At 38.6% G+C, this 24,465-nt stretch carries 22 protein-coding genes; 11 read left to right on the top strand and 11 right to left on the bottom strand.

Annotation, left to right across the window (positions count from 1 at the left end; genetic code table 11):
- Positions 1–472 precede the first annotated feature (472 nt).
- Complete coding sequence (gene gyrB / locus OQZ33_RS05040) at positions 473–2,431, top strand: DNA topoisomerase (ATP-hydrolyzing) subunit B (protein ID WP_265797973.1); 1,959 nt, start codon at positions 473–475, stop codon at positions 2,429–2,431.
- 81 nt (positions 2,432–2,512) lie between these two features.
- Here the strand turns inward: gyrB and OQZ33_RS05035 are convergent, their stop codons facing one another.
- Positions 2,513–2,926 carry a hypothetical protein gene (locus OQZ33_RS05035; protein WP_265797972.1) on the bottom strand — a complete coding sequence of 138 codons (414 nt, stop codon included), beginning with the start codon at positions 2,924–2,926 and terminating at the stop codon, positions 2,513–2,515.
- Between the two features lie 51 nt (positions 2,927–2,977).
- Positions 2,978–3,778, bottom strand: coding sequence for a tRNA pseudouridine synthase A (locus OQZ33_RS05030; RefSeq protein WP_265797971.1), 801 nt, complete (start codon positions 3,776–3,778; stop codon positions 2,978–2,980).
- Positions 3,779–3,856: 78 nt separating this feature from the next.
- Between OQZ33_RS05030 and OQZ33_RS05025 the strand changes: the two genes are divergently transcribed.
- Positions 3,857–4,231 carry a YchJ family protein gene (locus OQZ33_RS05025; protein ID WP_265797970.1) on the top strand — a complete coding sequence of 125 codons (375 nt, stop codon included), beginning with the start codon at positions 3,857–3,859 and terminating at the stop codon, positions 4,229–4,231.
- On the opposite strand, the gene OQZ33_RS05020 is transcribed toward OQZ33_RS05025, so the two are convergent.
- The 7 genes from OQZ33_RS05020 to mnmD all read right to left on the bottom strand — a co-directional run bounded on the left by OQZ33_RS05020 (position 4,228) and on the right by mnmD (position 9,152).
- Positions 4,228–4,623, bottom strand: a complete 396-nt coding sequence (locus OQZ33_RS05020) for a hypothetical protein (RefSeq protein WP_265797969.1) — start codon at positions 4,621–4,623, stop codon at positions 4,228–4,230. The two genes, OQZ33_RS05025 and OQZ33_RS05020, sit on opposite strands and share 4 nt — an antisense overlap.
- A 1-nt stretch (position 4,624) precedes the next feature.
- Positions 4,625–5,431: a nucleoside triphosphate pyrophosphohydrolase gene (gene mazG, locus OQZ33_RS05015; protein ID WP_265797968.1), complete on the bottom strand. Its 807-nt coding sequence runs from the start codon at positions 5,429–5,431 to the stop codon at positions 4,625–4,627.
- A gap of 10 nt (positions 5,432–5,441) precedes the next feature.
- Positions 5,442–5,891 (bottom strand): hypothetical protein, encoded by a 450-nt coding sequence (locus OQZ33_RS05010; RefSeq protein WP_265797967.1) that lies wholly within the window; start codon positions 5,889–5,891, stop codon positions 5,442–5,444.
- A gap of 35 nt (positions 5,892–5,926) precedes the next feature.
- Positions 5,927–6,223 (bottom strand): hypothetical protein, encoded by a 297-nt coding sequence (locus tag OQZ33_RS05005; RefSeq protein WP_265797966.1) that lies wholly within the window; start codon positions 6,221–6,223, stop codon positions 5,927–5,929.
- A 3-nt stretch (positions 6,224–6,226) separates the two neighbouring features.
- Positions 6,227–7,336: an AI-2E family transporter gene (locus OQZ33_RS05000; RefSeq protein ID WP_265797965.1), complete on the bottom strand. Its 1,110-nt coding sequence runs from the start codon at positions 7,334–7,336 to the stop codon at positions 6,227–6,229.
- An 81-nt stretch (positions 7,337–7,417) separates the two neighbouring features.
- Positions 7,418–8,365 (bottom strand): aldo/keto reductase, encoded by a 948-nt coding sequence (locus OQZ33_RS04995; RefSeq protein WP_265797964.1) that lies wholly within the window; start codon positions 8,363–8,365, stop codon positions 7,418–7,420.
- 112 nt (positions 8,366–8,477) lie between these two features.
- Positions 8,478–9,152 carry a tRNA (5-methylaminomethyl-2-thiouridine)(34)-methyltransferase MnmD gene (mnmD, locus tag OQZ33_RS04990; protein WP_265797963.1) on the bottom strand — a complete coding sequence of 225 codons (675 nt, stop codon included), beginning with the start codon at positions 9,150–9,152 and terminating at the stop codon, positions 8,478–8,480.
- A 160-nt stretch (positions 9,153–9,312) separates the two neighbouring features.
- Between mnmD and OQZ33_RS04985 the strand changes: the two genes are divergently transcribed.
- Positions 9,313–9,657 (top strand): MmcQ/YjbR family DNA-binding protein, encoded by a 345-nt coding sequence (locus OQZ33_RS04985; protein ID WP_265797962.1) that lies wholly within the window; start codon positions 9,313–9,315, stop codon positions 9,655–9,657.
- A gap of 13 nt (positions 9,658–9,670) precedes the next feature.
- Here the strand turns inward: OQZ33_RS04985 and OQZ33_RS04980 are convergent, their stop codons facing one another.
- The gene (locus OQZ33_RS04980) at positions 9,671–10,447 is read right to left on the bottom strand and encodes a DUF2625 family protein (protein WP_265797961.1); all 777 of its coding nucleotides are present in this window, start codon (positions 10,445–10,447) and stop codon (positions 9,671–9,673) included.
- 269 nt (positions 10,448–10,716) lie between these two features.
- Positions 10,717–12,753: a M13 family metallopeptidase gene (locus OQZ33_RS04975; protein WP_265797960.1), complete on the bottom strand. Its 2,037-nt coding sequence runs from the start codon at positions 12,751–12,753 to the stop codon at positions 10,717–10,719.
- A 571-nt stretch (positions 12,754–13,324) separates the two neighbouring features.
- On the opposite strand from OQZ33_RS04975, the gene OQZ33_RS04970 reads away from it, so the two are divergent.
- The 8 genes from OQZ33_RS04970 (at position 13,325) to OQZ33_RS04935 (ending at position 24,333) form a co-directional block, all read left to right on the top strand.
- Positions 13,325–15,298 carry a heavy metal translocating P-type ATPase gene (locus OQZ33_RS04970; protein ID WP_265797959.1) on the top strand — a complete coding sequence of 658 codons (1,974 nt, stop codon included), beginning with the start codon at positions 13,325–13,327 and terminating at the stop codon, positions 15,296–15,298.
- A 28-nt stretch (positions 15,299–15,326) separates the two neighbouring features.
- Positions 15,327–15,506 (top strand): hypothetical protein, encoded by a 180-nt coding sequence (locus tag OQZ33_RS04965; protein ID WP_265797958.1) that lies wholly within the window; start codon positions 15,327–15,329, stop codon positions 15,504–15,506.
- Between the two features lie 127 nt (positions 15,507–15,633).
- The gene (locus tag OQZ33_RS24255; RefSeq protein ID WP_265797957.1) at positions 15,634–15,885 is read left to right on the top strand and encodes a Uma2 family endonuclease; all 252 of its coding nucleotides are present in this window, start codon (positions 15,634–15,636) and stop codon (positions 15,883–15,885) included.
- 449 nt (positions 15,886–16,334) lie between these two features.
- Positions 16,335–19,025 (top strand): valine--tRNA ligase, encoded by a 2,691-nt coding sequence (locus OQZ33_RS04955; RefSeq protein ID WP_265797955.1) that lies wholly within the window; start codon positions 16,335–16,337, stop codon positions 19,023–19,025.
- A gap of 408 nt (positions 19,026–19,433) precedes the next feature.
- Positions 19,434–20,297: a sugar phosphate isomerase/epimerase family protein gene (locus OQZ33_RS04950; protein WP_265797954.1), complete on the top strand. Its 864-nt coding sequence runs from the start codon at positions 19,434–19,436 to the stop codon at positions 20,295–20,297.
- Positions 20,298–20,312: 15 nt separating this feature from the next.
- Entirely contained in the window at positions 20,313–21,668 is a 1,356-nt protein-coding gene (locus OQZ33_RS04945; RefSeq protein WP_265797953.1) for a Gfo/Idh/MocA family protein, read from the top strand.
- Positions 21,669–21,777: 109 nt separating this feature from the next.
- Positions 21,778–23,142 carry a 3-keto-disaccharide hydrolase gene (locus OQZ33_RS04940; RefSeq protein WP_265797952.1) on the top strand — a complete coding sequence of 455 codons (1,365 nt, stop codon included), beginning with the start codon at positions 21,778–21,780 and terminating at the stop codon, positions 23,140–23,142.
- Complete coding sequence (locus OQZ33_RS04935) at positions 23,143–24,333, top strand: Gfo/Idh/MocA family protein (RefSeq protein WP_265797950.1); 1,191 nt, start codon at positions 23,143–23,145, stop codon at positions 24,331–24,333.
- Positions 24,334–24,465 lie beyond the last annotated feature (132 nt).

Here is a 24,465-nt window from a genome sequence, read left to right as displayed (position 1 = left end):
CATTGCTTGCTTTTTTAGTAGCTCAATTAAGGCTTATACCATCAGCTAAATGTAGGAAACAAACCGTGACAAATTGATATGTCATTATATCACCACTGCCACTATTTAAACACTTGCTTCGTCCCATCTGGACGTCTCCTCGGTAGAAAAAAAATAATGATTTGGTATTTCGTTCCGTAGGAACTTTTCATGTGTTTTGACGTGATTTAATTCGGTTTTTTGTCGTTAATAGTTGCAGATTTCAGCCACCTAAACCCGATGAAAATGGAAAGCGCTCAATTCTTCATTGAGCCTTGTAATGGACAGCGGGACTGACATCCATCGGAAGAGCTGGTTTTGCTTTCCAAATCCTCATTTAAATACCCGATAAGCCATTTTATGGATAAGTTTTTAACGTCTTAAAACTTATCCACATATTAGTTTAATTGCCAAAATTTCCGTATTTTTGATACTTATAGTTTTTAATTAATATATGAGCGAAGAACAAGATTTAAAGTCAAATTATTCGGCAGATAATATACAGGTTTTAGAAGGTTTGGAAGCGGTGCGTAAGCGCCCTTCGATGTATATAGGTGATACCGGTGTAAAAGGTTTGCACCACCTGGTTTACGAAGTTGTAGATAACTCGATTGATGAGGCTTTGGCCGGTCATGCAGATACTATTGACGTTAGAATTTTAGAAGGAAATTCGATTAGAGTAGAAGATAATGGTCGTGGTATTCCGACTGGTATTAATACGAAAGAAAATAAATCGGCGCTTGAAATTGTAATGACGGTTTTACACGCAGGTGGTAAATTCGATAAAGATACTTACAAAGTTTCTGGTGGTTTACACGGTGTTGGGGTAAGTTGCGTAAATGCATTATCTACCGATTTAAAAGCAGAAGTGCATCGCGAAGGTAAAATTTGGATGCAGGAATACAAAATTGGTGTTCCGCAATATGATGTAAAAGAAGTTGGAACTACCGACAAACGTGGTACGATCGTAACTTTTAGTCCGGATGCTACTATTTTTACGCAAACTACTGAATATAAATATGATACTCTTGCCAGTCGTTTACGCGAGTTGGCTTTCCTTAACAAAGGAATTAAACTAACACTTACTGATGAGCGTGAAACGTTGGAAGATGGTTCATTTTTGTCAGAAGTTTTTCAATCTGAAGGTGGTTTAAAAGAGTTCGTTACATTTTTAGATGGTACCCGTGCATCGTTTTTACCTGAACCAATTTATATTGACGGTATAAAAAATGGTGTTCCGGTTGAGTTGGCTTTCCAATACAACGACAGTTATTCGGAAAATGTTCACTCGTATGTGAATAACATTAATACACATGAGGGTGGAACACACATTGCCGGTTTTCGTAGAGGTTTAACACGTACTTTAAAAAGTTATGCTGATAAATCAGGATTGTTGAAAAACCTGAAAATGGAAATCACCGGTGATGACTTTAGAGAAGGTTTAACTGCTGTAGTTTCTGTTAAGGTTCAAGAGCCTCAATTTGAAGGGCAGACTAAAACTAAGTTGGGTAACAGTGAGGTGATGGGTGCTGTGGATATCGCGGTTGGTGAGGCCTTAGGTGCTTATTTGGAAGAAAATCCCAAAGAAGCTAAAATGATCATCAACAAAGTGATTTTGGCGGCTACTGCTCGTGCTGCGGCTCGTAAAGCTCGTGAAATGGTTCAGCGGAAGAGTGTAATGGGTGGTTCTGGTTTGCCAGGTAAGCTAGCCGATTGCTCTGACAGTGATCCTGAAAAATGTGAAATTTACCTGGTAGAGGGTGACTCGGCGGGTGGTACCGCTAAACAAGGTCGCGATAGAAATATTCAAGCTATTTTACCTTTAAAAGGTAAAATTTTGAACGTGGAAAAGGCGATGGAGCATAAAATTTACGAAAACGACGAGATTAAAAATATGTTTACTGCAATCGGCGTGAGCATTGGTACACCGGAAGATGATAAGGCATTAAACTTAACTAAGCTCCGTTACCACAAAATCGTTATCATGACGGATGCTGATATCGACGGTTCGCACATTACAACGTTGATTCTGACTTTCTTTTATCGTTACATGAGGGCTTTAATTGAAGCTGGATATGTTTACATTGCATCACCACCTCTTTATCAGGTTAAAAAAGGTAAAGAATTTGAATATTGCTGGAATGACGTACAACGCGATGCGGCTGTACAACGTTTAAAAGGTGCAGGTAAAGAAGATAGTGTGCATATTCAACGTTATAAAGGTTTGGGTGAGATGAATGCCGAGCAGCTTTGGGATACTACATTAAATCCTGCTACCCGTACTTTACTACAAGCCACAATTGAAAGTGCAGCAGAATGCGACCATACTTTTTCTATGTTAATGGGCGATGAAGTTGCCCCACGTAGAGAGTTTATTGAGCGTAATGCAAAATATGCTAAAATTGACGCTTAAATAAGCTTAAAGCTGAAAGCAAATAAAAAACCTTTAAGACTTATAAATCTTAGAGGTTTTTTTATTTGACTGAAATCGGAATTACATTTTTGTTACTTGCAGTTTTACCGTTTTTGGCACAACCGCTTTTTCAAAAGTATTGTATGGATTTACTTCAACAAGTTTAACGGTATAATTTACGCTTGCAACACTGAAAGCTTGTTGATCTGATAAGCCGGCTTTGTTGCAATCTCCGCCAATGCACAGCGTTAAATCTTTGGTTTCGCCATTAACTTTTACCGAGAGCTGCGCCTCAGCCTTACCAGCGGTAATACAATCTGCATTTGGAGGGCAACGGTTATCGGTGATATTGGTGACCGTGACGTTTGCAGAATTAACCATCTGCGATTTGTTCAACGCAAATTCGATGCTTGAGTTGGTTTCTAGGTTCTTTTTCTTGCAACCGAAACTGGTTAATAACACTGAAAGGAGGATGTAGCTAAGCGTTTTCATCATTGTTGTTCTTGTTTTATTGGTAAAACGAAACTGACATTGAAAATGCTACAGTTATACTGAAATCCATTCAGTTCCTGGTAAGGGGCTAATAAAATCAGTTCTAGGTTCTAGGTTTAAGTACGGGTAGGTTACTTTTGATAAATACAATCCTGTTGGATGCGCTGGTAATGATAATTTTGATGCTTGCAGGGTGATCAGGTCATTTTCAAACTCTTCTATGCTCAGTTCATTTTTACCTACCATTAAAATTTTACCCATCGTTATGCGAATCATTTTACCCAGAAAACGGTTGCTTGCAATGTGAAAACGGAAACGATCTCCTTTCGGATTTACAGATAAATCGGCTTCCATTACATTGCAAATGGTATGTTCATACTTGTCTGGATGGGTACAAAAAGCCCTGTAATCTTTATATTTTGGCAGAAGCTTTACCACAGCTTTCATTTTATCAAAATTGAGATCATTGACCTGGTAAAATGAACTTTGAGTACTTAAGAAAGGATCTTTGTAGGTGTGTACAAAATAATCGTACTTGCGTTGAACGGCATCAAAACGGGCATGTGGCTTGCCTTCCATTTTGATAATGTCGAACACAGCAATGTTATAGGGAAGCGCCTTATTTAATATGTAAAGCAGATCAAAATCAATCGCTTTTTCTATGTCAGCATGAAAAAAAAATTGACTTGCATGAACATGTGCGTCCGTTCTTCCACAGCCATTAATGGCAATTGGCAACTTTAATATTTTAGAAAGGGTTTGCTCAATAACCTCTTGTACACTCTTAACGCCAGGCTGTTTCTGCCAACCGCTAAAGTACTGTCCTTGATATGCAATGTGAAAGAAATACCTCATTATTTTCGAGTGCAATTTTACGGAAATTTTAGCAGAGGAAATATTTAATCCTAAATTTGTTCGTTAATCAAAAGCTAAATGATGATTTGTCCCTGCGGAACGGAACTAGCATATGAAAATTGCTGCCAGCCATACCATTTAAAAATCACTAATGCGCCTACAGCCGAGATGCTTATGCGTTCGCGGTATTCGGCCTTTGTTGTAGCAGATGCAGATTATCTTTTCGAAACTACGCACATCAGTAAACGTAAAGAAAATTCGAAAGATGCTTATCTAAAAAGTGCTAAAAATACCAAATGGCTTAAGCTAGAAATTATTTCAGCAACGTATGATAAAGTTGAATTTAAGGCCTATTATCTGAATAGCAAATTTCAAACTGAAGTGCTCCATGAAAAATCGAACTTCAAATTCCAAGAGGGGAAATGGTATTATGTTGATGGTATTTTTTACTAAACATCAATATCCAAAGTAATTTCTATTTTATCAGAATTGGTTCTGTAAACATCCAAAGCTACCAAATCAATCGCTGAAACATCTAACGTTTCTGCTTTGGCTAAGCTTAAAAACTGCTCTCTAATTTCTATCAGTAATAACTTCCGGGAGAAACCGATAGCAGAAAACAACTGAAAAGATATTGGGCTTGTTAGCGGGTAATCGATAACAACAGTAATTTCATGTTCAGGTATCACGATTTCATCAGCATCTATCAGATTCAAGATTTCCTCATTTGCCTTGCCTATATTAACCCACGGAATAACACCTCCATCAACAGTTTGCGTTGCGGTAACATTAAAAGTAATGATACCAATTAGGTTTTTTGGGGCTTCGTTTTCTCCAAAGTTCATGCTACAATTTCTTTGCTTCGTTCCAATAAATATCCATTTCACTCAGCGTCATATCTGCCAGGGCTTTACCATTTTCTTTTGCCTTGGTTTCTAAGTATTGAAAACGTTTGATAAACTTCTTATTTGTTTTTTCCAAAGCATTTTCGGGGTTGATGTTGATAAATCGGGCATAATTGATCAATGAAAAAAGCACATCACCAAATTCTGATTCTGCCTTGTCTATATCGATTGCGGTTTGATCTGCAACGTTAAATTCAGCTTTAAATTCCTGAAGCTCTTCTTCAACTTTCTCCCAAACCTGACTTTTATCTTCCCAATCGAAACCAACTCCGCGGGCTTTTTCCTGAATTCTGGCAGCTTTTACCAAGGCGGGCAAAGAAGCTGGAACGCCAGCTAAAACCGATTTATTGCCCTCTTTTAGTTTGATTTGTTCCCAGTTTCTTTTTACATCTTCCTCGTTTTTTACTTCTACATCACCATAAATATGTGGATGACGGTTAACCAGCTTATCGCAAACGCCATTTAAAACATCAACAATATTGAAAGCATTAGTTTCTGAAGCGATTCTTGCATAGAATACTAAATGCATCATTACATCGCCTAGTTCTTTTTTGATTTCCTGTAAATCGCCTTCCAGTATGGCATCACTTAACTCGTAAGTTTCTTCAATGGTAAGGTGGCGCAAGGTTTCCATAGTTTGTTTTTTATCCCACGGACATTGCGTACGCAAGGTATCTAAAACAGTTAGCAAGCGGTTAAAAGCGTCAGCGGGATTGTTAGCGGTAACAGGAATAGGATTTTTAGGCATGGTATTTTTATTAGCAAACGCTAAAGTACCAAACCCAGGCGATTAAGAAAAGCTGAAAAGGAATTCTAAACCATAAATATTTTACACCTGGGCCCGGTTTATATAAATTTTCGTAGTTAATTTGATGTTTTGCGGCATAAATATTAGCTGGCAATATTGCCAATAAGAAAACGATCAGGCCGATTCCGGAATAATAGCGAGTACTTTCAATACAAAGTCCAATGGCAAAAGCAATTTCTAGTATTCCTGTAAAGATTACAATTTCTACTTTTTTGGGGATAAATAGCGGAATCATTGCGGCCATGGAAGTTTTAAATTTAAAGTGCCCAATAGCAGTAAAGACCAACATGACCGCCATCGCAATGTTTCCTGCGAAAATTTCGCCTTTATCAAACGCGGTATGGGCACCGAAAGCCATCAATGCTATATAAACAACAAGAAGAATAAATAGAGGTTTCACTTTCCGTAGTTAATAATGAATGACACCGGGCAAAATTACTTGATTAAATTGAATGCAATTAAAATAGTAGCTACAGATAGCACGACCAGACCTGTTAGAAAAACAAAATCGGCAACTTTTTCCAAGTTCTGACTTTCCTGTCTTTCCCTTCGCATTGATATGAATGATAATATACAACTCGTCATAAAAAGCATCACTGCCACTACCGCAAATTCATCAATTATAGAATCATCTACCAGGTTTAATTTCTTTAGCGAAGTTAATACGATGAAGCAAATTCCTAATAAATTGGCTGATGTACTTAATATGTGAGGTGACCTATTTTCAGGCATTTGTTAATCTTTTTCTTCTAATTTAATCTTTTTCGTGATGCGATACACCCGCTTCTTCTTTTCTGGTTTATGTTCTTCACCCATTAAAATGCCCCAAGGTTTCAAGTTATCTACGCGGTCGAAAATAATTTTTAAAATAGCTAAGTATGGAATACATAAAAACATGCCTGATATTCCCCAAATCATCTCGCCAATTATAATGCCAATAAAGGCAAATAAAGCGTTAATTTTTACCTTAGAACCTACTACAAGAGGCATCAGTATATTGCCGTCTATAGCATGAACGCCAATATAAGCGATTAAAACAAGCAGTACTTTACCTGCACCGGCAGTGGCAAAAGTAATTAAGCAACTTACCAGCAAAGCAAAGAAAATTCCAAGGTAGGGTACAACATTGAAGATGCCGGCCACAAGGCCAAGTAAAACAGCGTACTTTACCCCCAGTAAACTTAGTACCGTGATCATCAAAACCGTTACGATTAGCATCTGTAAGAATAGACCAATGATATATTTTTTGATGATAAACTGTATTTGGTTCACAATTTCGGTAACCTTTTCTTTATGTTGTGCTGCAAAAACCGAGGTTAAAAAAGTGAAAAGTACCCGGCGGTAGTTAAGTATAAAGAAGGTAAAAAGAAGCGTAAAACCCATAAACAACAAGGTTGATGATAATGTGGCCAAGGTAGTGGCAACAATTGTAGCACTTGTAGCCAGCGCTTTTTCAGTGCTATCATTCAAGTAAGCAAGCTGCTTTTCAGTATTTACGTGGAAGGTAGTTGAAATCCATTTCTGTAACTCGTGATAAGAAACATTCGCTTTTTCTTTCAGCAGGGGCCAGTCTGCCCATAATGAACTCAGTTGGTTGCCAAAAAAGTAAACTATTCCGCCGATTACGGCAATCATTAGAATAACGGAACAGATGGTAGAAAGGCTTCTCTTGAATCCAAATTTTCGTTCCACAAAGTTACTGACTGGCAAAAGTAGAATTGCCATCAGGAAAGAAAATAAAAGTGGCGCCAACAACGAATGCCCTAAAATAGCGATGTAGGTTAAACTTATTAAACAGAACAGTACAAGGGCGAGCTTGGGTAGAAAAGTGAGTTTTTCTTTCATGGCTATATAAAAATCCTGTTTAATACAAAATGCCCGATTAATTGTTTCACTAATCGGGCATTTAAATATAAGAGAATATTTTTAATAGCTGCTCGCTTGATCTAAAAGAGAAATATCTTCAGCAGTGAGTTTTAGAGTTGCTGCTTCCGTAAATGATTTCAGCTGACGTAAATCAGTAACACTTGCTATTGGGGCGGTAATTGAAGGCCTTTGCAGTAGCCATGCTAATGCTACCGATGCTTGCTCAACGCCATACGTTTCTGCAGCTTTATCTAGCGCATCCAAAATTTTAAAACCTCTTTCGTTTAGGAATTTTTTAACACCACCACCCCGCTGACTTTTTTTCAAGTCGTTTTCGCTGCGATACTTTCCGGTTAAAAATCCACTTGCCAGCGAATAGTAGGTGATGACACCCAGCCCATGGTCGAGACATATTTTTTCATGTAATTGCTCAAATTCTTCCCGATCAAAAAGGTTGTAGCCGGGTTGATAAACTTCGTAGCGTGGAATATTGTTGTTTGCAGAGAAGAGCAAAGATTCTTTTAAACGATCAGCCGAAAAATTCGAGGCACCAAGCCACCGTACTTTCCCTGCCTTAATCAGTGATTCATAAGCTCCCAAAGTTTCATCAACAGGCGTAGTTTCGTCGTCGAAATGTGAAAAATATAAATCGATATAGTCCGTTTGCAAACGCGAAAGCGAATGCTCTACAGCATTAATGATGTAGTCTTTTTTAAGGGATTTTCCCTGACCCATGTCAGAGCCTACTTTGGTAGCAATTATAATTTCCTGGCGCTTGTTCGTCTTTTTTAGCCAGTTGCCAATTATCGTTTCTGATTCACCGCCTTTATTACCAGGAACCCATGTCGAATAAACATCCGCGGTATCAATAAAATTGAATCCACTTTCAACGAAGTGATCTAATATTTCAAATGACTTTTGCTCGTCTATTGTCCAACCGAATACATTTCCTCCAAATACAATGGGCGCTATAGTTAGGTCGGTTTTTCCTAAAGTTCTTTTTTCCATAATGATGATTATTAGTATAAGGTCAACAATTATGTACTTAAGTGGTTTTTTTCAGCCGGTCGGATTTGTGTCAGAAAGGACAGGCGAGTATTGTCTCTAAATATTTACCTCATTATTCATTTTCCATTCTTTTGGAAGCCCTGAGCATCTCTCTTTTTCCTGGTGCTCCAGGTAGTTTCTCAATAGAGAAACCGCAAGCTTTCATGGCTCTTTTAAGTTTTCCTGTAATGGCATAAGTTACAAAGATTCCGCCCGGTTTTAAAAAACTGCAAACATGGGCAATAATTTCATCACTCCACATTTCAGGCTGGTGTTGAACAGAGAAAGCATCGTAATAAATTACATCAAATTTCTGATCTGTAGTAAATGGTGCAAGTTCGGTGTGCGCAATTTCTAAATCGCAGTGCGAAGATAAATGCTGCTTCGATTTTAAACTTTGCTCATAGTTGGTGATAAAATTTTCCCAGATATCTGGCGATACGAATGCAGCGTAACCTGTTGCGTTTAATAGATCTATGGCAAGTGGAAATGCTTCGATGCTCACATAATCAAGTTTGATTTGATTTTGCATACAATAATCGAAGCTCAAGAGAAAATTGAGCCCAGTTCCAAAGCCTACTTCCAAAATCGATATTTCAGTTTTTTCAGTCGCAGCATGCGCTAAGCCAGCATTGATGAAAACATGTTTACTTTCTTGCAAGGCGCCGTGTTTACTATGATAATGTTCGCCTATCGTTTCATTGTAAAGTGTATTAGAACCGTCGGCGGTTTGGGTAAGAATATTCATGATTAATTAAAATGGAACCAGAATTATGAGATATTTGGCTCTCACTATTTTAGTGAAGAATTATTACTTTCGTTTTAAAATTATAATAGTTGCAAACATAGCGAAATTCGCTGTTTTTACCCTAAACCCTAAACCCTAAACCCTAAACCCTAAACTTAAAATGGATATCGAATCATTTAGAGAATACTGCTTAAGTTTACCAGGTACTACCGAAGGTATGAAATGGGATCATTTGTGTTTTATGATTGAGGAGAAAATTTATGTAATCGTCGCGATTGATTCCGGATCAAGTTTCTCCATTAAATGCAACCCTGACGATTTCGATACCTTGACAGCGAGAGATGGAATTGCGCAAGCCTATCACTTAGCAAAACGCCAATGGATTCAAGTTGCTAGCTTGGATGTGCTTAACGACAAGGAACTAAAAAGTCTTGTAGCGCAGTCAAGAGCTTTGGTATTAGCCAAACTTCCTAAGAAAACGCAGGCCAAATATCAGGAATTATAGATCGCTTTCAGCATTACTGTTTTGAATCGTCTTTTTTGATTCCCGCATCTGCGTTAAGTTCTTTCGATTTTAAGATGTTGAAACGATACATTTCTTCGATGCCAACTAGCTTTCTGCTACATTTTTCTATGTCGGTGTCTTTCTCCCACAAATATGGTCGGAAACTGTAGGTTTTAGTTCCCTCCAGGTTTCCAATAAACTGGTTCCAGGTGCTCCAACGTAAGCCTTTATAAAATTTGTTTAGATCGCTATCGAAGCAAAAAATTAAGAACTCTCCATATCCAGCTCCAAGCGGTTGCCAGGTTAACGTATTCGGTTCAAGGTAGTAAACATTTTTAATATCGGGCCCCAAACCACCATAATTTATAGCGAAAAAGCCGCCGATTGCATCGTCGGCAATTAATAGGTAAGGGATTTTATCACCAAATTCTTTAATGGTTTTTTCTTTATTCCAGCTGGCAATATCTCTGTTTAAACGCTCACTTCCCGATCCTAAAATTCTGATCCAACCATTATCAACCATGATACCTCCGGTATTGTAAATTACAGATCCGAGGGTGGCATAGGTAGAAACCTGAGCGTTATATAATGTCTGTTTCGCTTTAGCAGAATCTACAGGCAGAACCTCAACTTTGTTTTTTGCTGCATCAATCCACTTTTTAACCAATGGCCACGCAGGATCGGTTTTGTTGATCAGTGCATCCAGGCTTATCAAGTTATCCTGTGCAAAACTGATATTAGCTGACAAGGCTAAACCTAAAATAAAAAGTGCTTTAATAATGCTTCTCATGTATGATACTTATGTTATTCAAAGATAGGATGATATTTAATATTTACTAAAATAACCATATTTTTTGTTGCTCAGCTTTCTTAATTCATAGATGGATATAGTTTTGACTTTTGCATGTTGCAGAAAACCTTGGTAAAACAAAACGTCCCGGATGGCCGGGACGTTTGCATGATAGGTTTGATATTCCTCTTCGAGATGAAAAACTATAGGGATTTAAAAACTGATGTAGAAAGCTTTCGACTTCGATCTTTAAATCATTTATTTCAGTGTTACCACATTCTAATTCTGTCTTCTGGTTTTTTGTACAATTTATCGCCAGGTTTTACGTCGAACGCCTGGTACCAAGAATCCATATTTACCGGAGCACCAATTGTACGGTACGGACCAGGTGAGTGTGGATCTGTTTTAATTAACTGAGCTGCACTTTCTGGAAGAATATTGCCTCTCCATACCTGCGCCCAAGCCAGGAAGAAACGTTGATCTGGTGTAAAACCATCAATTTTATCGTTGCTCTGACCTTGTTTAGTCATTTTAAATGCAGTATAAGCGGCGTTAAGTCCACCTAAATCTCCAATGTTTTCGCCCATTGTTAGTTTGCCGATAACATGAACCGTATCTAAAACAGTGTAAGCATCAAATTGCTCACCCAAAGCTTTTGTTTTTTCTTCAAACTTTTTACGGTCTTCAGCAGTCCACCAGTTTTTTAAGTTACCTTTTGCATCATACTGGCTGCCGCTATCATCAAAACCATGGCTCATTTCATGTCCGATAACTGCGCCAATTCCACCATAATTTAAAGCATCATCTGCATTTGGATCGAAGAATGGAAATTGTAAAATCCCGGCAGGGAAGGTAATCGAATTCATTGTTGGGCTGTAAGAAGCATTTACCGTAGGTGGAGTCATACCGAAACGAGTTCTATCCACCGGTTTGCCTAATCGGTTAACATTTTCATTGTAACCCCAAACGCTTGCATTACGAAGATTTTGGAAATAAGTTCCCCTGTTAATGTTTAAGCCTGTATAAGTTTCCCATTTAGTGGTATAACCCACTTTAGGTTCGAATGCGGCAAGTTTCTCCAGTGCTTTTTTCTTTGTTTCATCGCTCATCCACTCTAAACCTTTAATTCTGATTTCGAACGCTTTTCGAAGGTTTACAATCATCGCATCCATACGGGCTTTCGCTTCTGGTTTGAAGTATTTAGCTACATATAACTGACCTAACAACTCGCCAATAGTGCCATCTGTTAAAGATGACATGCGTTGCCAACGTGGTGTTTGAACTTTCTGACCGGTTTGTGCCTGGGTAAAAGCAAAACTTGCTTTAACAAAGGGCGAACTTAAGCTTCCGGCAGAACTTTTTAAAACGTTCCATTCTAAGTAAGTTTTCCAGTCTGCAACCGGGATAGATTTTAGCATTCCATCAAGGCTGGTCATAAATTTAGGAGAAGAAACCAATAGGGTATCCTGACCTTTGATTTTAAACTTGGTTAAATAATTTGCCCAGTTAATGTCAGGCGTTTTTTTGCTCAATTCAGCAACAGTAAGTTTGTTGTAAGTTGCATAAGGGTCACGCATCTCTAAGCGGCTCATTTGGGCCTCAGCAAACTGCTTTTCAATTCGAAATACTGTTTCTGCCTTTTTCTTAGCTTCTTCAGCTGTGCTTCCAGTTAAAGTAAACAGGGTGGTAATGTAAATATTATAGGCTTCACGAATTTTTACGCTTCTTGAATCATCCTTCAGGTAATAATCACGGTCAGGTAAAGTGGTTCCGCCCTGACCAATGTTCACCATGTATTTGTTAACGTTTTTACGATCCTGACCCACACCAAGGCCGAACATTGGACTCCCAATTCCACTCACACGCATGTAAGCCACCTGGTCAAGAACGCCTTGAATATCCTTAATTTGTTTAATTTTTTCTAAATCGGCCTTAATAGGGGTGTAGCCTAATTTTTCTATGGCAACTGTATCCATTGCGGCAGCGAAAAAATCGCCTACTCTACGTTTTACCGAACCTGCAGGCGCAGATTTATCTGCGGCAGCTTCTTCTACTAAAGATTTTACGGCATTAATATTGAAATCGCGAAGCTCGTTGAATGATCCCCAGCGGGTTTCTTTCGCCGGAACCGGATTGTTTTTTATCCAGGTACCACTTGCGTAAGTGTAGAAATCATCGCCTGGTTTTACGGATAAATCCATATTTGCCGGGTCGATAAATTTTCTGGTGGTTTGTGCATTTGCAGAAAAGGCAGCAGCAACTATAGCTAGCCCTGCAAAATAACTTTTCAAATTTTGATATTTCATTCGCTTTTAAAGTTAGTTTTAACAGCGAAATTTATGAAATACTAATTAATACTGAAACAATATACCAAGAATATTACTTGTTAAACCAATAGTAAATTTTGGCTAAGCCCAAACGTCTAATAAATTCAGCTGGTGAAAAATGGAATTTTAACGATTTCATGATTTTTGAATCTTATTACAGTATTAACATTTTTTAACATCTTTTATTGTGTACTTCAGAAAATTTTAGCTATTAAGAATGATTTAGAATAAAGTTTAAATTTGAAAGATTATCTATTAGTTGAACAGAATTCGGAAATGGGCATTTAGTTTTTTATCCGATAATACATTCCCGCCTATGCTTTACCTTTTTTGTGATTGCAGTGTGAAGCTTTGATGTAATACGACAAAAAAGGTATCGCTTTCGTCGGGTTTAGCTAACTTTAAATTGTGCATCTATTTTAGCCACCTAAACCCGATAAAGTAGAAAACCCGAAACCCGATTTTTCATCAGGTGAGGATTTGAAACGGTAGCGGGAACACAGAAACCGAAGAGAAACTGATGTTGCTTTTCACAACGAAAAAGAGATAAATGAGTCATCCACACGATAAAGAAGATAACTGTTGCAGTAGCAAACCACACCAAGATCAGCACCAGCATAAGCACGCAGAAGGTGATGAGCACGATCATGATCACGGTGGCGATCCGTCTTCATTTAAGGCATATTTGCCCGCGACAGTAACGTTAATCATGTTACTTATTGGTATTGTTTTCGATAATTTTTTAAAGATCGATGCATTTAAAATCATTCGTCCGTTTTGGTATATCGTAGCTTATTTACCTGTAGGCATTCCGGTTTTAAAAGAGGTTTGGGAAACTTTCAAAGCCAAAGATTTTTTTACCGAATTTTCTTTGATGTCTATTGCAACCATTGGCGCTTTCGCTATTGGCGAATACCCTGAGGGTGTTACAGTCATGTTATTTTATACCATCGGCGAACTTTTTCAAATGGCCGCAGTAAACCGGGCGAAGAGAAATATTTCTGCCTTACTCGATGTTCGGGCTGATGTAGCCAGTGTGTTGCGGAACGGGAAATACGAAACCGTAAATCCGGAAACGGTAGCCATTGGGGAAATTATTCAGGTTAAAGTTGGTGAAAAAATCCCGTTAGATGGTGACATGCTATCAGAAAAAAGCAGTTTCAATGCTGCTGCTTTAACAGGTGAGAGTAAGCCAAAAACCATTAATAAAGGCGAAAAGGTATTAGCGGGAATGCTGAATTTGGATAGGGTTATTGAAATTAAAGTAGCCAAAGCTTTTGCAGATAGTGCGCTTTCGCGGATTTTAGAGATGGTACAAAATGCCACAACCCGTAAAGCAAAAACGGAATTGTTTATCCGTAAATTCGCTAAAATATATACGCCAATCGTATTCTTTTTAGCGTTGGCTCTGGTTACTGTCCCGATTTTATTTTTGGGTAGAGATTATCATTTTCAAACCTGGCTATACCGCTCACTTGTGTTCCTGGTCATTTCTTGTCCTTGTGCTTTGGTTATTTCTATTCCCCTTGGTTATTTCGGTGGGATTGGCGCTGCCTCTGCTCATGGAATTTTATTTAAAGGTTCTAACTTTTTAGATCTGATGGCCAAACTAAATACAATTGTAATGGACAAAACCGGAACGCTTACCAGAGGAGTATTCAACGTTCAGCAGGTAGAGAGTTTAATTGATGAAGATGAATTTATAACATTATTAGCTGCTGTTGAAGGGAAGTCTACACACCCTATCGCGAAAGCCATTGTAGAATATGCCGCGGAAAAAGACATTCATACTGCAGAAAATATTGAGGAAATTGCTGGAATGGGTTTAAAAGGGGTGGTTAACGGCAAAGAAGTTCTGGCTGGAAACGTTAAACTTTTGGAGAAATTTAAAATCGATTTCGACACTAAAATAAAGGATATAGAAGAAAGTATTGTGGTGGTGGCTGTAGATGGAAAATATACCGGCTACGTTTTAATTGCTGATGAAATTAAAGAGGATGCAGTATTGGCTATTAAACAACTGCATGAAAATGGCGTAAAACAAGTTGTCATGTTAAGTGGAGACAAGACATCGATTGTAAAAAAGGTGGCTGGTGTTTTAGGTATTGATTCTTATTTCGGTGATTTACTGCCGGAAGATAAGGTTGCTAAACTCGAGGAAATTAAAAAGGATAGAACTAAAGTTGTCGCTTTTGTGGGCGATGGAATAAACGACACACCCGTTTTGGCCATCAGCGACATTGGCATGGCCATGGGCGCTATGGGTAGTGATGCGGCGATAGAAACAGCCGATGTGGTAATTCAGACTGACCAGCCGTCGAAAATTGCAACTGCAATCAAAATCGGCAAAGCAACAAAAAAAGTAGTCATTCAAAATATAGTCTTGGCCTTTGCAGTGAAAGCTTTGGTTTTAATTTTGGGGGCAGGGGGCTTGGCAACCATGTGGGAAGCAGTGTTCGCAGATGTTGGAGTAGCATTATTGGCTATCTTGAACGCCGTCAGGATTCAAAAGATGCGGTTTTGATTTACTACAGAATTGAGTATATTTGGTTATGTCTGAGCCAATTCCATATCCTGAAATACATGATGAACCCGTTCGTCAACTCAATGATATTGATGCATCGTTGACTTATAGATATGCGAATTACTTAAACTGGCTTTTTGAAGAGAGGGTAGAGCTAATTAAAGGAAAAATCTTTAAAATGAGCTCTGCGGCTTCACGGGTGCATTAGGAAATATCGAGAAACATTTTCAATCCTCTCTTTAACTTTCTCAAAAAACAAAACTGTAAAGTTTATTCTGCCCCTTTTTGATGTTCGATTTCCGAAGGAAAGTAAAGCTGATAAGGATGTTTTTACGGTGCTCCAGCCTGATATTTGTGTAATTTGCGATAAAAGTAAATTGGATTATCGCGGTTGCATTGGTGCTCCTGATATTGTTGTTGAAATTCTCTCGACAGGGAATAACAAAAAGGAATTGCTAAATAAATATCAGGTTTATGAAGAGTTTGGTGTGAAAGAATATTGGGTGGTTAGCCAAAGTGATCAAACATTCTTATTTACACTCTTAACAATATCGGTAAATTTCAGCCTTCAAAAATATTTACCCTGAGCGAAAAGATTACTTCGTCTGTTTTCCCCCGTTTCGAGCTTCTTCTGGATGATGTTTTTGCAGATTTGGATTAAGATTTTAATTTTTTCCGTTGATTGAAATCAACGGAAATGAAGGAAGACCCGATAATTTTTTCGCATTTCATTGCATGTTGCTTTAGCTTCCTGGCCTTTTAAATTTTGTTGGTTGGCTTCAGCCAAAATATGCAATTTGCATTGGCCGAATGATCAAAGGAGTAGCAGACAGAATTTTCTAAACTGATTGTAGTGTAAATACTTTTTGATGCAGGCCTTAAACGAACTTAGACCAACTTTCGCAAAAAGATTGCAACGAAAAGCAGGACTGACTTTGCAATGAAATGCACATCTGGCTTGTCAAATGAATTCTACTTTAAGTTTTGCCCCTAAAAACGTATTTTTGCCACTTAAATTGATACTGAATAATTTTTCATGAGCATTTCCACGAAGTACAATCCTGCAGAAACAGAAGATAAATGGTATAGCTATTGGCTATCGAAAAAGTTTTTTCATTCCGAGCCTGATGAGCGTGAACCTTACACTATTGTAATTCCACCGCCAAATGTTACCGGGGTGCTGCATATGGGGCACATGTTAAATAATACCATTCAAGATGTGTTGATTCGTAAAGCCCGTATGCAAGGCAAAAATGCTTGCTGGGTTCCGGGAACTGATCATGCATCTATCGCAACCGAAGCAAAGGTAGTGGCGATGTTAAAGGAACGGGGTATTAATAAAAAAGACCTTTCCCGCGAGGAATTTCTGAAATACGCATGGGAGTGGAAAGAGAAATATGGTGGGATTATTTTAGAACAATTAAAGAAATTAGGCGCAAGCTGCGATTGGGACCGTACACGTTTCACGATGGAGGAAGATCTTTCTGAAGCCGTTATCGATTCCTTTATTCACTTGTATAAAAAGGGCTGGATTTATCGTGGTATCCGAATGGTGAATTGGGATCCGGCAGGTAAAACGGCTGTTTCTGATGAGGAAGTAATCCGTAAAGAAGTAAACCAAAAGCTGTATTACATCCGCTATACGATAGTTAGTGAAAAGACTGCTGACTCTGGACGTGAAGCTTCCGACTATCTTGTTGTAGCTACCACCCGTCCGGAAACGATAATGGCTGATGCCGCAATTTGTATTAACCCGAACGATGAACGGTTTACCCACCTAAAAGGTAAAAAGGTTTTTGTGCCACTAGTGAACCATGAAATTCCGGTTATCGAGGATGAATATGTTGATATTGAGTTTGGAACAGGTTGTTTAAAAGTTACCCCTGCACATGATTTGAACGATTATGAGCTAGGTGTGAAACACAACTTGTCAGTAACCGATATCTTGAATGATGATGGAACTTTAAATGAATTGGCGGTTATTCTAGTGGGTGAGGACCGGTTTGTTGCCCGTAAAAAAATTGCCAAAATGCTGGAAGAGGCGGGTCACTTGGATAAAGTTGAAGACTATAAATCGCAGGTTGGTTTTTCTGAGCGTACAGATGCTGCAATTGAACCAAAACTTTCTATGCAGTGGTTTGTAAACATGAAAGAGATGGCTCAGCCAGCTTTAGATGATGTTTTAAATGGTGAGGTAAACCTGATTCCCAATAAATTCGAAAATACCTATCGTCACTGGATGGAGAATGTTCGCGATTGGAATATTTCCCGTCAGCTTTGGTGGGGGCAACGCATTCCGGCCTGGTACGATGATAAAGGAAACTGGGTAGTTGCCAAAACAAAGGATGAAGCCTTAGAAGAATTCTGGAATAAAAAACATTTAAACGAAAATCATTCAGAAACTGAAAAGGCTGGATTTAAGCATCAGCTGGAACCTTTTTTAAGGCAAGATGAGGACGTAATGGATACCTGGTTCTCTTCCTGGTTATGGCCAATTTCGGTTTTCGATGGATTTAAAAATCCCAATAATAAAGATATCAATTACTATTACCCAACCAATGATTTGGTTACGGCGCCTGAAATTTTATTCTTCTGGGTGGCGCGCATGATTATGGCCGGGCATGAGTTTATGGGCAAGAAACCATTTACTAATGTTTACTTAACCGGAATTGTACGTGATAAGCTGGGGCGGAAAATGTCTAAATCTTTAGGCAACTCTCCAGACCCGATAGGATTGATTGAAAAATATGGAGCCGATGCAGTGCGTGTAGGGATGTTAATGTCGTCTCCGGCAGGAAATGATTTAATGTTCGATGAAAGTTACTGCGAACAGGGGCGTAATTTCGCTTCGAAAATATGGAATGCTTTCCGCTTGGTTAAAGGCTGGGAAGTTGATGAAAGCTTAGAAAATCCAAATACACAGGCCATTTCATGGTTCGAGAATCGTTTCAATGAAGCGCTTGTAGAAATTGAGGCGAACTTTAAACAATACCGTTTATCGGAAGCATTAATGATCACTTACAAGCTGGTTTGGGATGATTTCTGTGCTTGGTATTTAGAAATGGTCAAGCCTGCCTATCAACAGCCAATTGACGCTCAAAGCTATAAAGCAACCATCTCTTTTTTTGAGAATATCATTAAGTTATTGCACCCAAATATGCCTTTCTTAACGGAAGAATTATGGCATGATAATTTGTTTGCAGAGCGTGGAGAAATGGATTGCTGTATCGTTGCCGAATTCCCGAAAGGTGGCTCAATAGACGAAAATTTATTGAAAGACGCGGAGGTGATTAAAACCGTGATTGCCGAGATTAGAAATGTGCGCAATCAAAAACAGATTTCTCCGAAAGAAGCTTTGCCGTTAAGTTTAAAAGTAAATTCTGAGATCTACTATGAAAAATGGCTGAATGTCATATTCAAATTAGCAAATGTTTCTCAGGCTGAAATGGTGAATGATAAGATTGCAGGTGCAACAGCATTTATGGCTGGTAAAGATGAATTTTTCATTCCCTTAACAGAAAACATTGATGTTGATGCCGAGCGCACTCGTTTAAATGCTGATTTGGTTTATTTACAGGGTTTCCTAAAATCGGTTGATGCCAAATTGAGCAACGAACGTTTCGTTCAAAATGCCAAACCAGAAATTATTGCAAACGAGCGCAATAAAAAGGCAGATGCAGAAGCTAAAATAAAGATTATTGAGGAAAGTTTAGCGTTACTAGGTTAAGCTATCTTAATAAAATTTGGCGGTTTCTATAATTGAAGAAATTATAAAGCCCTTCAGGATTTATTTTCTGAAGGGCTTTCGCTTTTAGAACTAGCGCCTAAAGTTAGCTCTTTAAACCTTACTTAACTATTGTGATCCGACATTTTCTTTTCTACCACTATTTAAGGCTAGATATGAATTGGAATAACAAGGCGCATTGGCTTTGCTCGGATTCCACGTAAAATGTTCGGAATGATCTGGCAAACTTCCCCCGTTTCTAAAATGTTACTAAACCGTTTTAATGTTTTTCAGTTAAAAGCCTTATTTTGTGAAGATATATGGCTTAAAAGCCACTAACCAAATGGAATAAAAACTAGATTTTACCTAAATGGAAAAGATGTATAAAATATCTTCCAAGTAAAACTGAACATGAAACTAAGAACGATCATCCTCATATTTCTTCTTTCCTCTTTTGTGTTTGGTTTTCAATCAATAAATAAATCATTTGTTCCACTGGGTATCGTTGCCCCGATAGAAAAAGATAGTTTAATTCGTGCCGCTGGATTTAAGTTTATTGGAGAATCAGTTGGCAGAATGATTTCACCTTCTCTATCAGAAGAAAAATTCAATAGTAACCTCCAGTCGATCAGTAAATTGCGATCGAAATTATATATGTGCAACGTGATGTTTCCCGGCAATATGAAAATCGCCGGTCCGGATGTTAATGATGCAGTTGTACTTGGGTATGTGGATAGTCTGTTTAGTCGTGCCCAAAAAGCTGGAGTGAGTTTGATTGTTTTAGGAAGTGGGGGAGCACGCAGATTACCTGATGATTACGATGTTAAAAAAGCAAAAGGTGCATTTGTATCACTTTGTAAAAAGATAGCACCAATTGCGGCCAAATATAATGTTAAAATAGCGCTGGAGAATCTTCAAACTAAAGAAACCAATTTTATCAATACGGTGAAATCTGCAGCTGAAATTGTCAGGTCAGTTAACCATCCCAACTTCAGGCTAAACGCAGATATCTTCCATATGAGGAGGGAGCATGAGCCTCCTCAAAATATTATTGATGCAAAAGATTTACTTATTCATTGCGAAATTGCGGAGGATGCAGAGCGGACATTACCCGGAATTAAGGGTGATGATTTTACGCCATACCTTGCGGCACTAAAGGCGGCTAACTATAAAGGGCCAATTTTCGTGGAGGCAGGTAGCAACTATTCGGAAGGGCAAATCAAATTCTGCTTCAAATACTTAAGCAAACAAATCGAAAACGTTTATATTAACTAATTACTCAATCATTCCATGGAAAATTCCAGAAGAAAATTTATTAAACAATCTGCCATTTTTGCCGCAGCAACCTACGCTGGCACAATGGGTATGAGTGCCAAAAGCTACGGACGAATAATCGGCGCCAACGATAGGGTAAGAGTAGGCGTGGTTGGGTTTTCAGATCGATTTAAGGATACTCTGCTGCCTTGTTTTTTAAATCACAACAAAGAATTGAATTTTGATATTGTTGGTCTTTCCGATTTATGGAACTACCGCCGCGATTTAGGTATTGCACATCTCAAAGAAAAGTTTGGTCATGATATTAAAGCTTGTAAAAATAACGACGAGCTGTATGCTATGAAAGATTTAGACGCTGTGATTATCAGTACAGCCGATTTTCAGCATGCGTTGCATACTATTGAAGCGGTTAAAGCCAATTGCGATGCTTATGTAGAAAAACCTTTCGCCGAAACGATGAATGATGCAAAAGCTGCACTCAAAGCAGTTAAAGCAACTGATAGAATTGTTCAGATTGGTTCTCAAAGACGAAGCGGTGAAAATTATGCAAACGCCGCAAGATTTATTCAGGAGGGAAAATTCGGACCTATTACGGCTGTAGACTTGGTTTGGAACGTAAATCAGCCCGGACGATGGCGTAGGCCTGAATTAGTTGCGAAGCTCAAGGAGGCAGATATAGATTGGAAAAGGTTTCTGTTAAACCGGCCAAACGAAGCCTTCGATCCACGGAAGTATTTAGAATATCGTTTATTTTGGCCTTATTCATCAGGGATGCCAGGCCAGTGGATGTCTCACCAGATCGACACTGTTCATTGGTTTACCAATTTAAAACATCCTCGAAGTGTAGTGGCGAATGGAGGAATTTACACCTGGAAAGATGGTCGTAGGAACTGGGATTCGATGGTTGCAGTTTTCGATTATGGTCAGCCCAATACGGAAGATGGATTTCAGGTTACTTTCACTTCCAGAATGCAAAACAGCGTTGGCGATGTTGGAGAAGTTTATTACTCCAATGGTGGTGAATTAAATTTGATCACCAATAAAGTATCTCCAAAAGGTGGATTAAAAGAAAAGGAAGCTGCTGCGATGGGCATGAAAGCCAACCTGCTACCAAATTTTGATTTAAGTAAAACCGAAATAAAAGCAGCTACAGGTGCAAATATGGGTGGCGATTCGCTTACTTCGGGTCACATGAGAAATTGGATGGAATGTGTTCGAAGTCGTAAAACGCCAAATGCTCCGGTAGAGGCGGGCTATTCGCACTCCATTGCCAACATCATGACTAATGCTGCGGTTCGCACAGGAGCGAAATCTACCTTCGACGAAAACAGACAAGAAGTAATTGCAAACGGAAAAGTTTTTAAATATTAATTTCAATACATCATCATTGCGAAACAAGAAGTAATTTTACAAAGGTCGCTATCTAAACCCAAAGGATTAAGATTGTTTCGTATCTCGCAATGACGGCAAATTCAAAACCATGTTAAACATTCAAAAATACAGCATTCTTGCGTTTTCACTCATCAGTCTATCTGCCGCTGCACAAAAAGCAAAACCACTTTTCGATGGTAAAACCTTAAATGGATGGAAAGCCGTAGCCGGAACAGCACCTTACAAAGTGGAAGATGGAGCCATAGTTGGTACCATGACCAAAGGAACGCCAAACTCCTTTTTAATTACCGAAAAAGAATATGGCGATTATGTGCTCGAACTCGATATTAAACTGGAAGGCGAAACTACAAATTCTGGAGTGCAAACCCGAAGTCATATTAAGCCTGAAGGAAATAATGGAAGGGGATTAGTGTATGGGAGACAAATGGAAATCGATCCTACATCGAGATCTTGGACTGGTGGGATTTATGATGAAGCCAGGCGGTTATGGCTTTATCCTTTAGAATTAAATCCATCAGCCAAATCACTTTATAAGAAGAATAAGTTTAATCACTACCGAATAGAAAATATTGGCAATGAGCTAAAAACCTGGGTAAACGGAACTCCGGTTGCCTATGTAATTGATACCCTTGATCAATCAGGTTTTATTGGTTTGCAAGTGCATGGCATTGGAAATAACCTGGAAAACGATGGGAAAAAGGTTTATTTCAAAAATATAAATATCCAAACAGAAGGATTGAAGTCTAAATCTTTTCCGAAGGGAATATACACAGTGAATTTAACCCCGAATACGCTGTCTGCCTACGAAAAATCAGAAGGATATAAACTCCTTTTTGATGGTAAAAGCAACGCCGGGTGGGTTGGGGCTTACAAAACAACTTTCCCGGAAAAGGGTTGGAAAATTGAAAATGGTGTAATTAGTGTAGAGCCATCTGGAGGAGCCGAATCTACAAATGGCGGTGATATCGTTACCAAAGAAGCGTTTGCCGCATTCGATATGTCGTTCGAATTTAAGCTTACCCCAGGTGCAAATAGTGGCGTAAAATATTTCGTTACGCTGAGTGAAAAAAATACAGGTTCGGCAATTGGTTTGGAATATCAGGTTTTAGATGATGTATTGCACCCCGATGCGAAATTAGGCAGAGACGGAAACCGAACGTTGGCCTCGTTATATGATTTAATGACGTCTAAAAAAGAAGCCCGCTATCTTCGCCCAATTGGCAGCTGGAACAATGGCCGTTTAGTAGTTTATCCAAACAACAAGGTTGAACATTATTTAAATGGTGTTAAGGTTTTGGAATATGTACGTGGATCGGAGGAGTTTAAAAAGCTAGTTGCGATAAGTAAATACAAAGATTGGAAAAACTTTGGGGAAGCGCCACAAGGACATATTTTGCTTCAGGATCATGGAAACAAGGTCGATTTCAGAACAATCAAAATAAAGAAAATATAGATGCATCGCAGGTCATTTGTTAAAAGTTCGGCAGCTTTAGCCTCGGGATTATTAGTTGGAGATGCTTTGTATGCATTTAGTGCAGATCGAGTAATCAATATTGCAATGATTGGTTGCGGAGATCGTGGGAAAGGGGTTTTATCTGTTATTAAATCAATGCCGGCAAAATTTAAAGCGGTAGCTTATTGCGATGTTTTAGATTTTAGGCTCAAAGAAGCAGAAAAGTATGTGCCAGCTGATGCAAAACCCATAAAGGATTATAAACAAGCTTTAGATAATAAAAATATAGATGCTGTTTTTATTGCCACGCCCTTAAGCGAACATTTTAAAATTGCAAAAGACGCTGTTCTGTCTGGTAAACATGTGTATGTAGAAAAAACAATGACCTATAATATTGCCCAGGCATTGGAGTTAAAAAAGTTGGTTCAAAAATATCCTAAACAGATTTTTCAGGTAGGTTATCAATACAGGTATTCTCCGCTTTATTTCAAGGTTAAGGATATGATTCAAAGCGGCTACCTGGGCAAGGTTTCGCAGATTGATTGCCGCTGGGATAGGAACGGAACCTGGCGCAGAAGTGTTCCGAGCCCTGATTTGGAGCGGAAAATAAATTGGAGGATGTATAAGGAATACTCTGGTGGTTTAGCCGCAGAACTTTTATCACACCAAATCGATTTCATTAATTGGGCATTTGAAACGCAACCAGATGAAATTATGGGTTCGGGAGGGATAGATATTTTTAAAGATGGCAGAGAAACTTACGATAACATCCAGGCAACTTTGCGCTATCAGGAGAAAGGAATGATTGGCAATTTCGGCGCTACCTGTGGCAATGCACATGATGGATACTTGTTCAAAATTAAAGGAACCAAAGGTTCCGTTTCGCTACTCACCAATACAGGTGTTTTTTATCCGGAGGAAGTAACCAGAAAGGAATTGGGAATTGTTGATGGCGTAACCGGCGCTACAAAGATTGTGATCAACAAAGATGGTGGAATCCCGATTTTGGATAAGCCCACGATGGATGGAACCAACTATGCCCTGGATGAGTTTCATCAATCGATTACAAGTGGTGCAAAACCTGTATCTAACATTAATACTGGTACGCAGGCTTCCATTTGCGTGGCTATGTGTAATGAAGCGATCTATTCTGGTAATAAACAGGTTTGGAAGAAAGAATATAGTTTTTAAGGTTTTGAGATTCTGAGGGGTTGTTTTTTGTATAAAAATTAACGCCTATGGTGTCCGCGGCGGTCGTCATTGTGAGAAACTATTTTTCATAGTTTCATGGCAACCTCAACCCAGTAATCATCACGTAAATGA

The organism is Pedobacter sp. MC2016-05 (assembly GCF_026239735.1).
GTDB lineage: Bacteria > Bacteroidota > Bacteroidia > Sphingobacteriales > Sphingobacteriaceae > Pedobacter.
This window is presented reverse-complemented; position numbering and strand designations above follow the sequence as displayed.

Coding starts and splice junctions, on each gene's coding strand:
- gyrB (WP_265797973.1), top strand. CDS start 473: ATGAGCGAAGAACAAGATTTAAAGTCAAATTATTCGGCAGATAATATA.
- OQZ33_RS05035 (WP_265797972.1), bottom strand. CDS start 2,926: ATGATGAAAACGCTTAGCTACATCCTCCTTTCAGTGTTATTAACCAGT.
- OQZ33_RS05030 (WP_265797971.1), bottom strand. CDS start 3,778: ATGAGGTATTTCTTTCACATTGCATATCAAGGACAGTACTTTAGCGGT.
- OQZ33_RS05025 (WP_265797970.1), top strand. CDS start 3,857: ATGATGATTTGTCCCTGCGGAACGGAACTAGCATATGAAAATTGCTGC.
- OQZ33_RS05020 (WP_265797969.1), bottom strand. CDS start 4,623: ATGAACTTTGGAGAAAACGAAGCCCCAAAAAACCTAATTGGTATCATT.
- mazG (WP_265797968.1), bottom strand. CDS start 5,431: ATGCCTAAAAATCCTATTCCTGTTACCGCTAACAATCCCGCTGACGCT.
- OQZ33_RS05005 (WP_265797966.1), bottom strand. CDS start 6,223: ATGCCTGAAAATAGGTCACCTCACATATTAAGTACATCAGCCAATTTA.
- OQZ33_RS05000 (WP_265797965.1), bottom strand. CDS start 7,336: ATGAAAGAAAAACTCACTTTTCTACCCAAGCTCGCCCTTGTACTGTTC.
- OQZ33_RS04995 (WP_265797964.1), bottom strand. CDS start 8,365: ATGGAAAAAAGAACTTTAGGAAAAACCGACCTAACTATAGCGCCCATT.
- mnmD (WP_265797963.1), bottom strand. CDS start 9,152: ATGAATATTCTTACCCAAACCGCCGACGGTTCTAATACACTTTACAAT.
- OQZ33_RS04985 (WP_265797962.1), top strand. CDS start 9,313: ATGGATATCGAATCATTTAGAGAATACTGCTTAAGTTTACCAGGTACT.
- OQZ33_RS04980 (WP_265797961.1), bottom strand. CDS start 10,447: ATGAGAAGCATTATTAAAGCACTTTTTATTTTAGGTTTAGCCTTGTCA.
- OQZ33_RS04975 (WP_265797960.1), bottom strand. CDS start 12,753: ATGAAATATCAAAATTTGAAAAGTTATTTTGCAGGGCTAGCTATAGTT.
- OQZ33_RS04970 (WP_265797959.1), top strand. CDS start 13,325: ATGAGTCATCCACACGATAAAGAAGATAACTGTTGCAGTAGCAAACCA.
- OQZ33_RS04965 (WP_265797958.1), top strand. CDS start 15,327: ATGTCTGAGCCAATTCCATATCCTGAAATACATGATGAACCCGTTCGT.
- OQZ33_RS04955 (WP_265797955.1), top strand. CDS start 16,335: ATGAGCATTTCCACGAAGTACAATCCTGCAGAAACAGAAGATAAATGG.
- OQZ33_RS04950 (WP_265797954.1), top strand. CDS start 19,434: ATGAAACTAAGAACGATCATCCTCATATTTCTTCTTTCCTCTTTTGTG.
- OQZ33_RS04945 (WP_265797953.1), top strand. CDS start 20,313: ATGGAAAATTCCAGAAGAAAATTTATTAAACAATCTGCCATTTTTGCC.
- OQZ33_RS04940 (WP_265797952.1), top strand. CDS start 21,778: ATGTTAAACATTCAAAAATACAGCATTCTTGCGTTTTCACTCATCAGT.
- OQZ33_RS04935 (WP_265797950.1), top strand. CDS start 23,143: ATGCATCGCAGGTCATTTGTTAAAAGTTCGGCAGCTTTAGCCTCGGGA.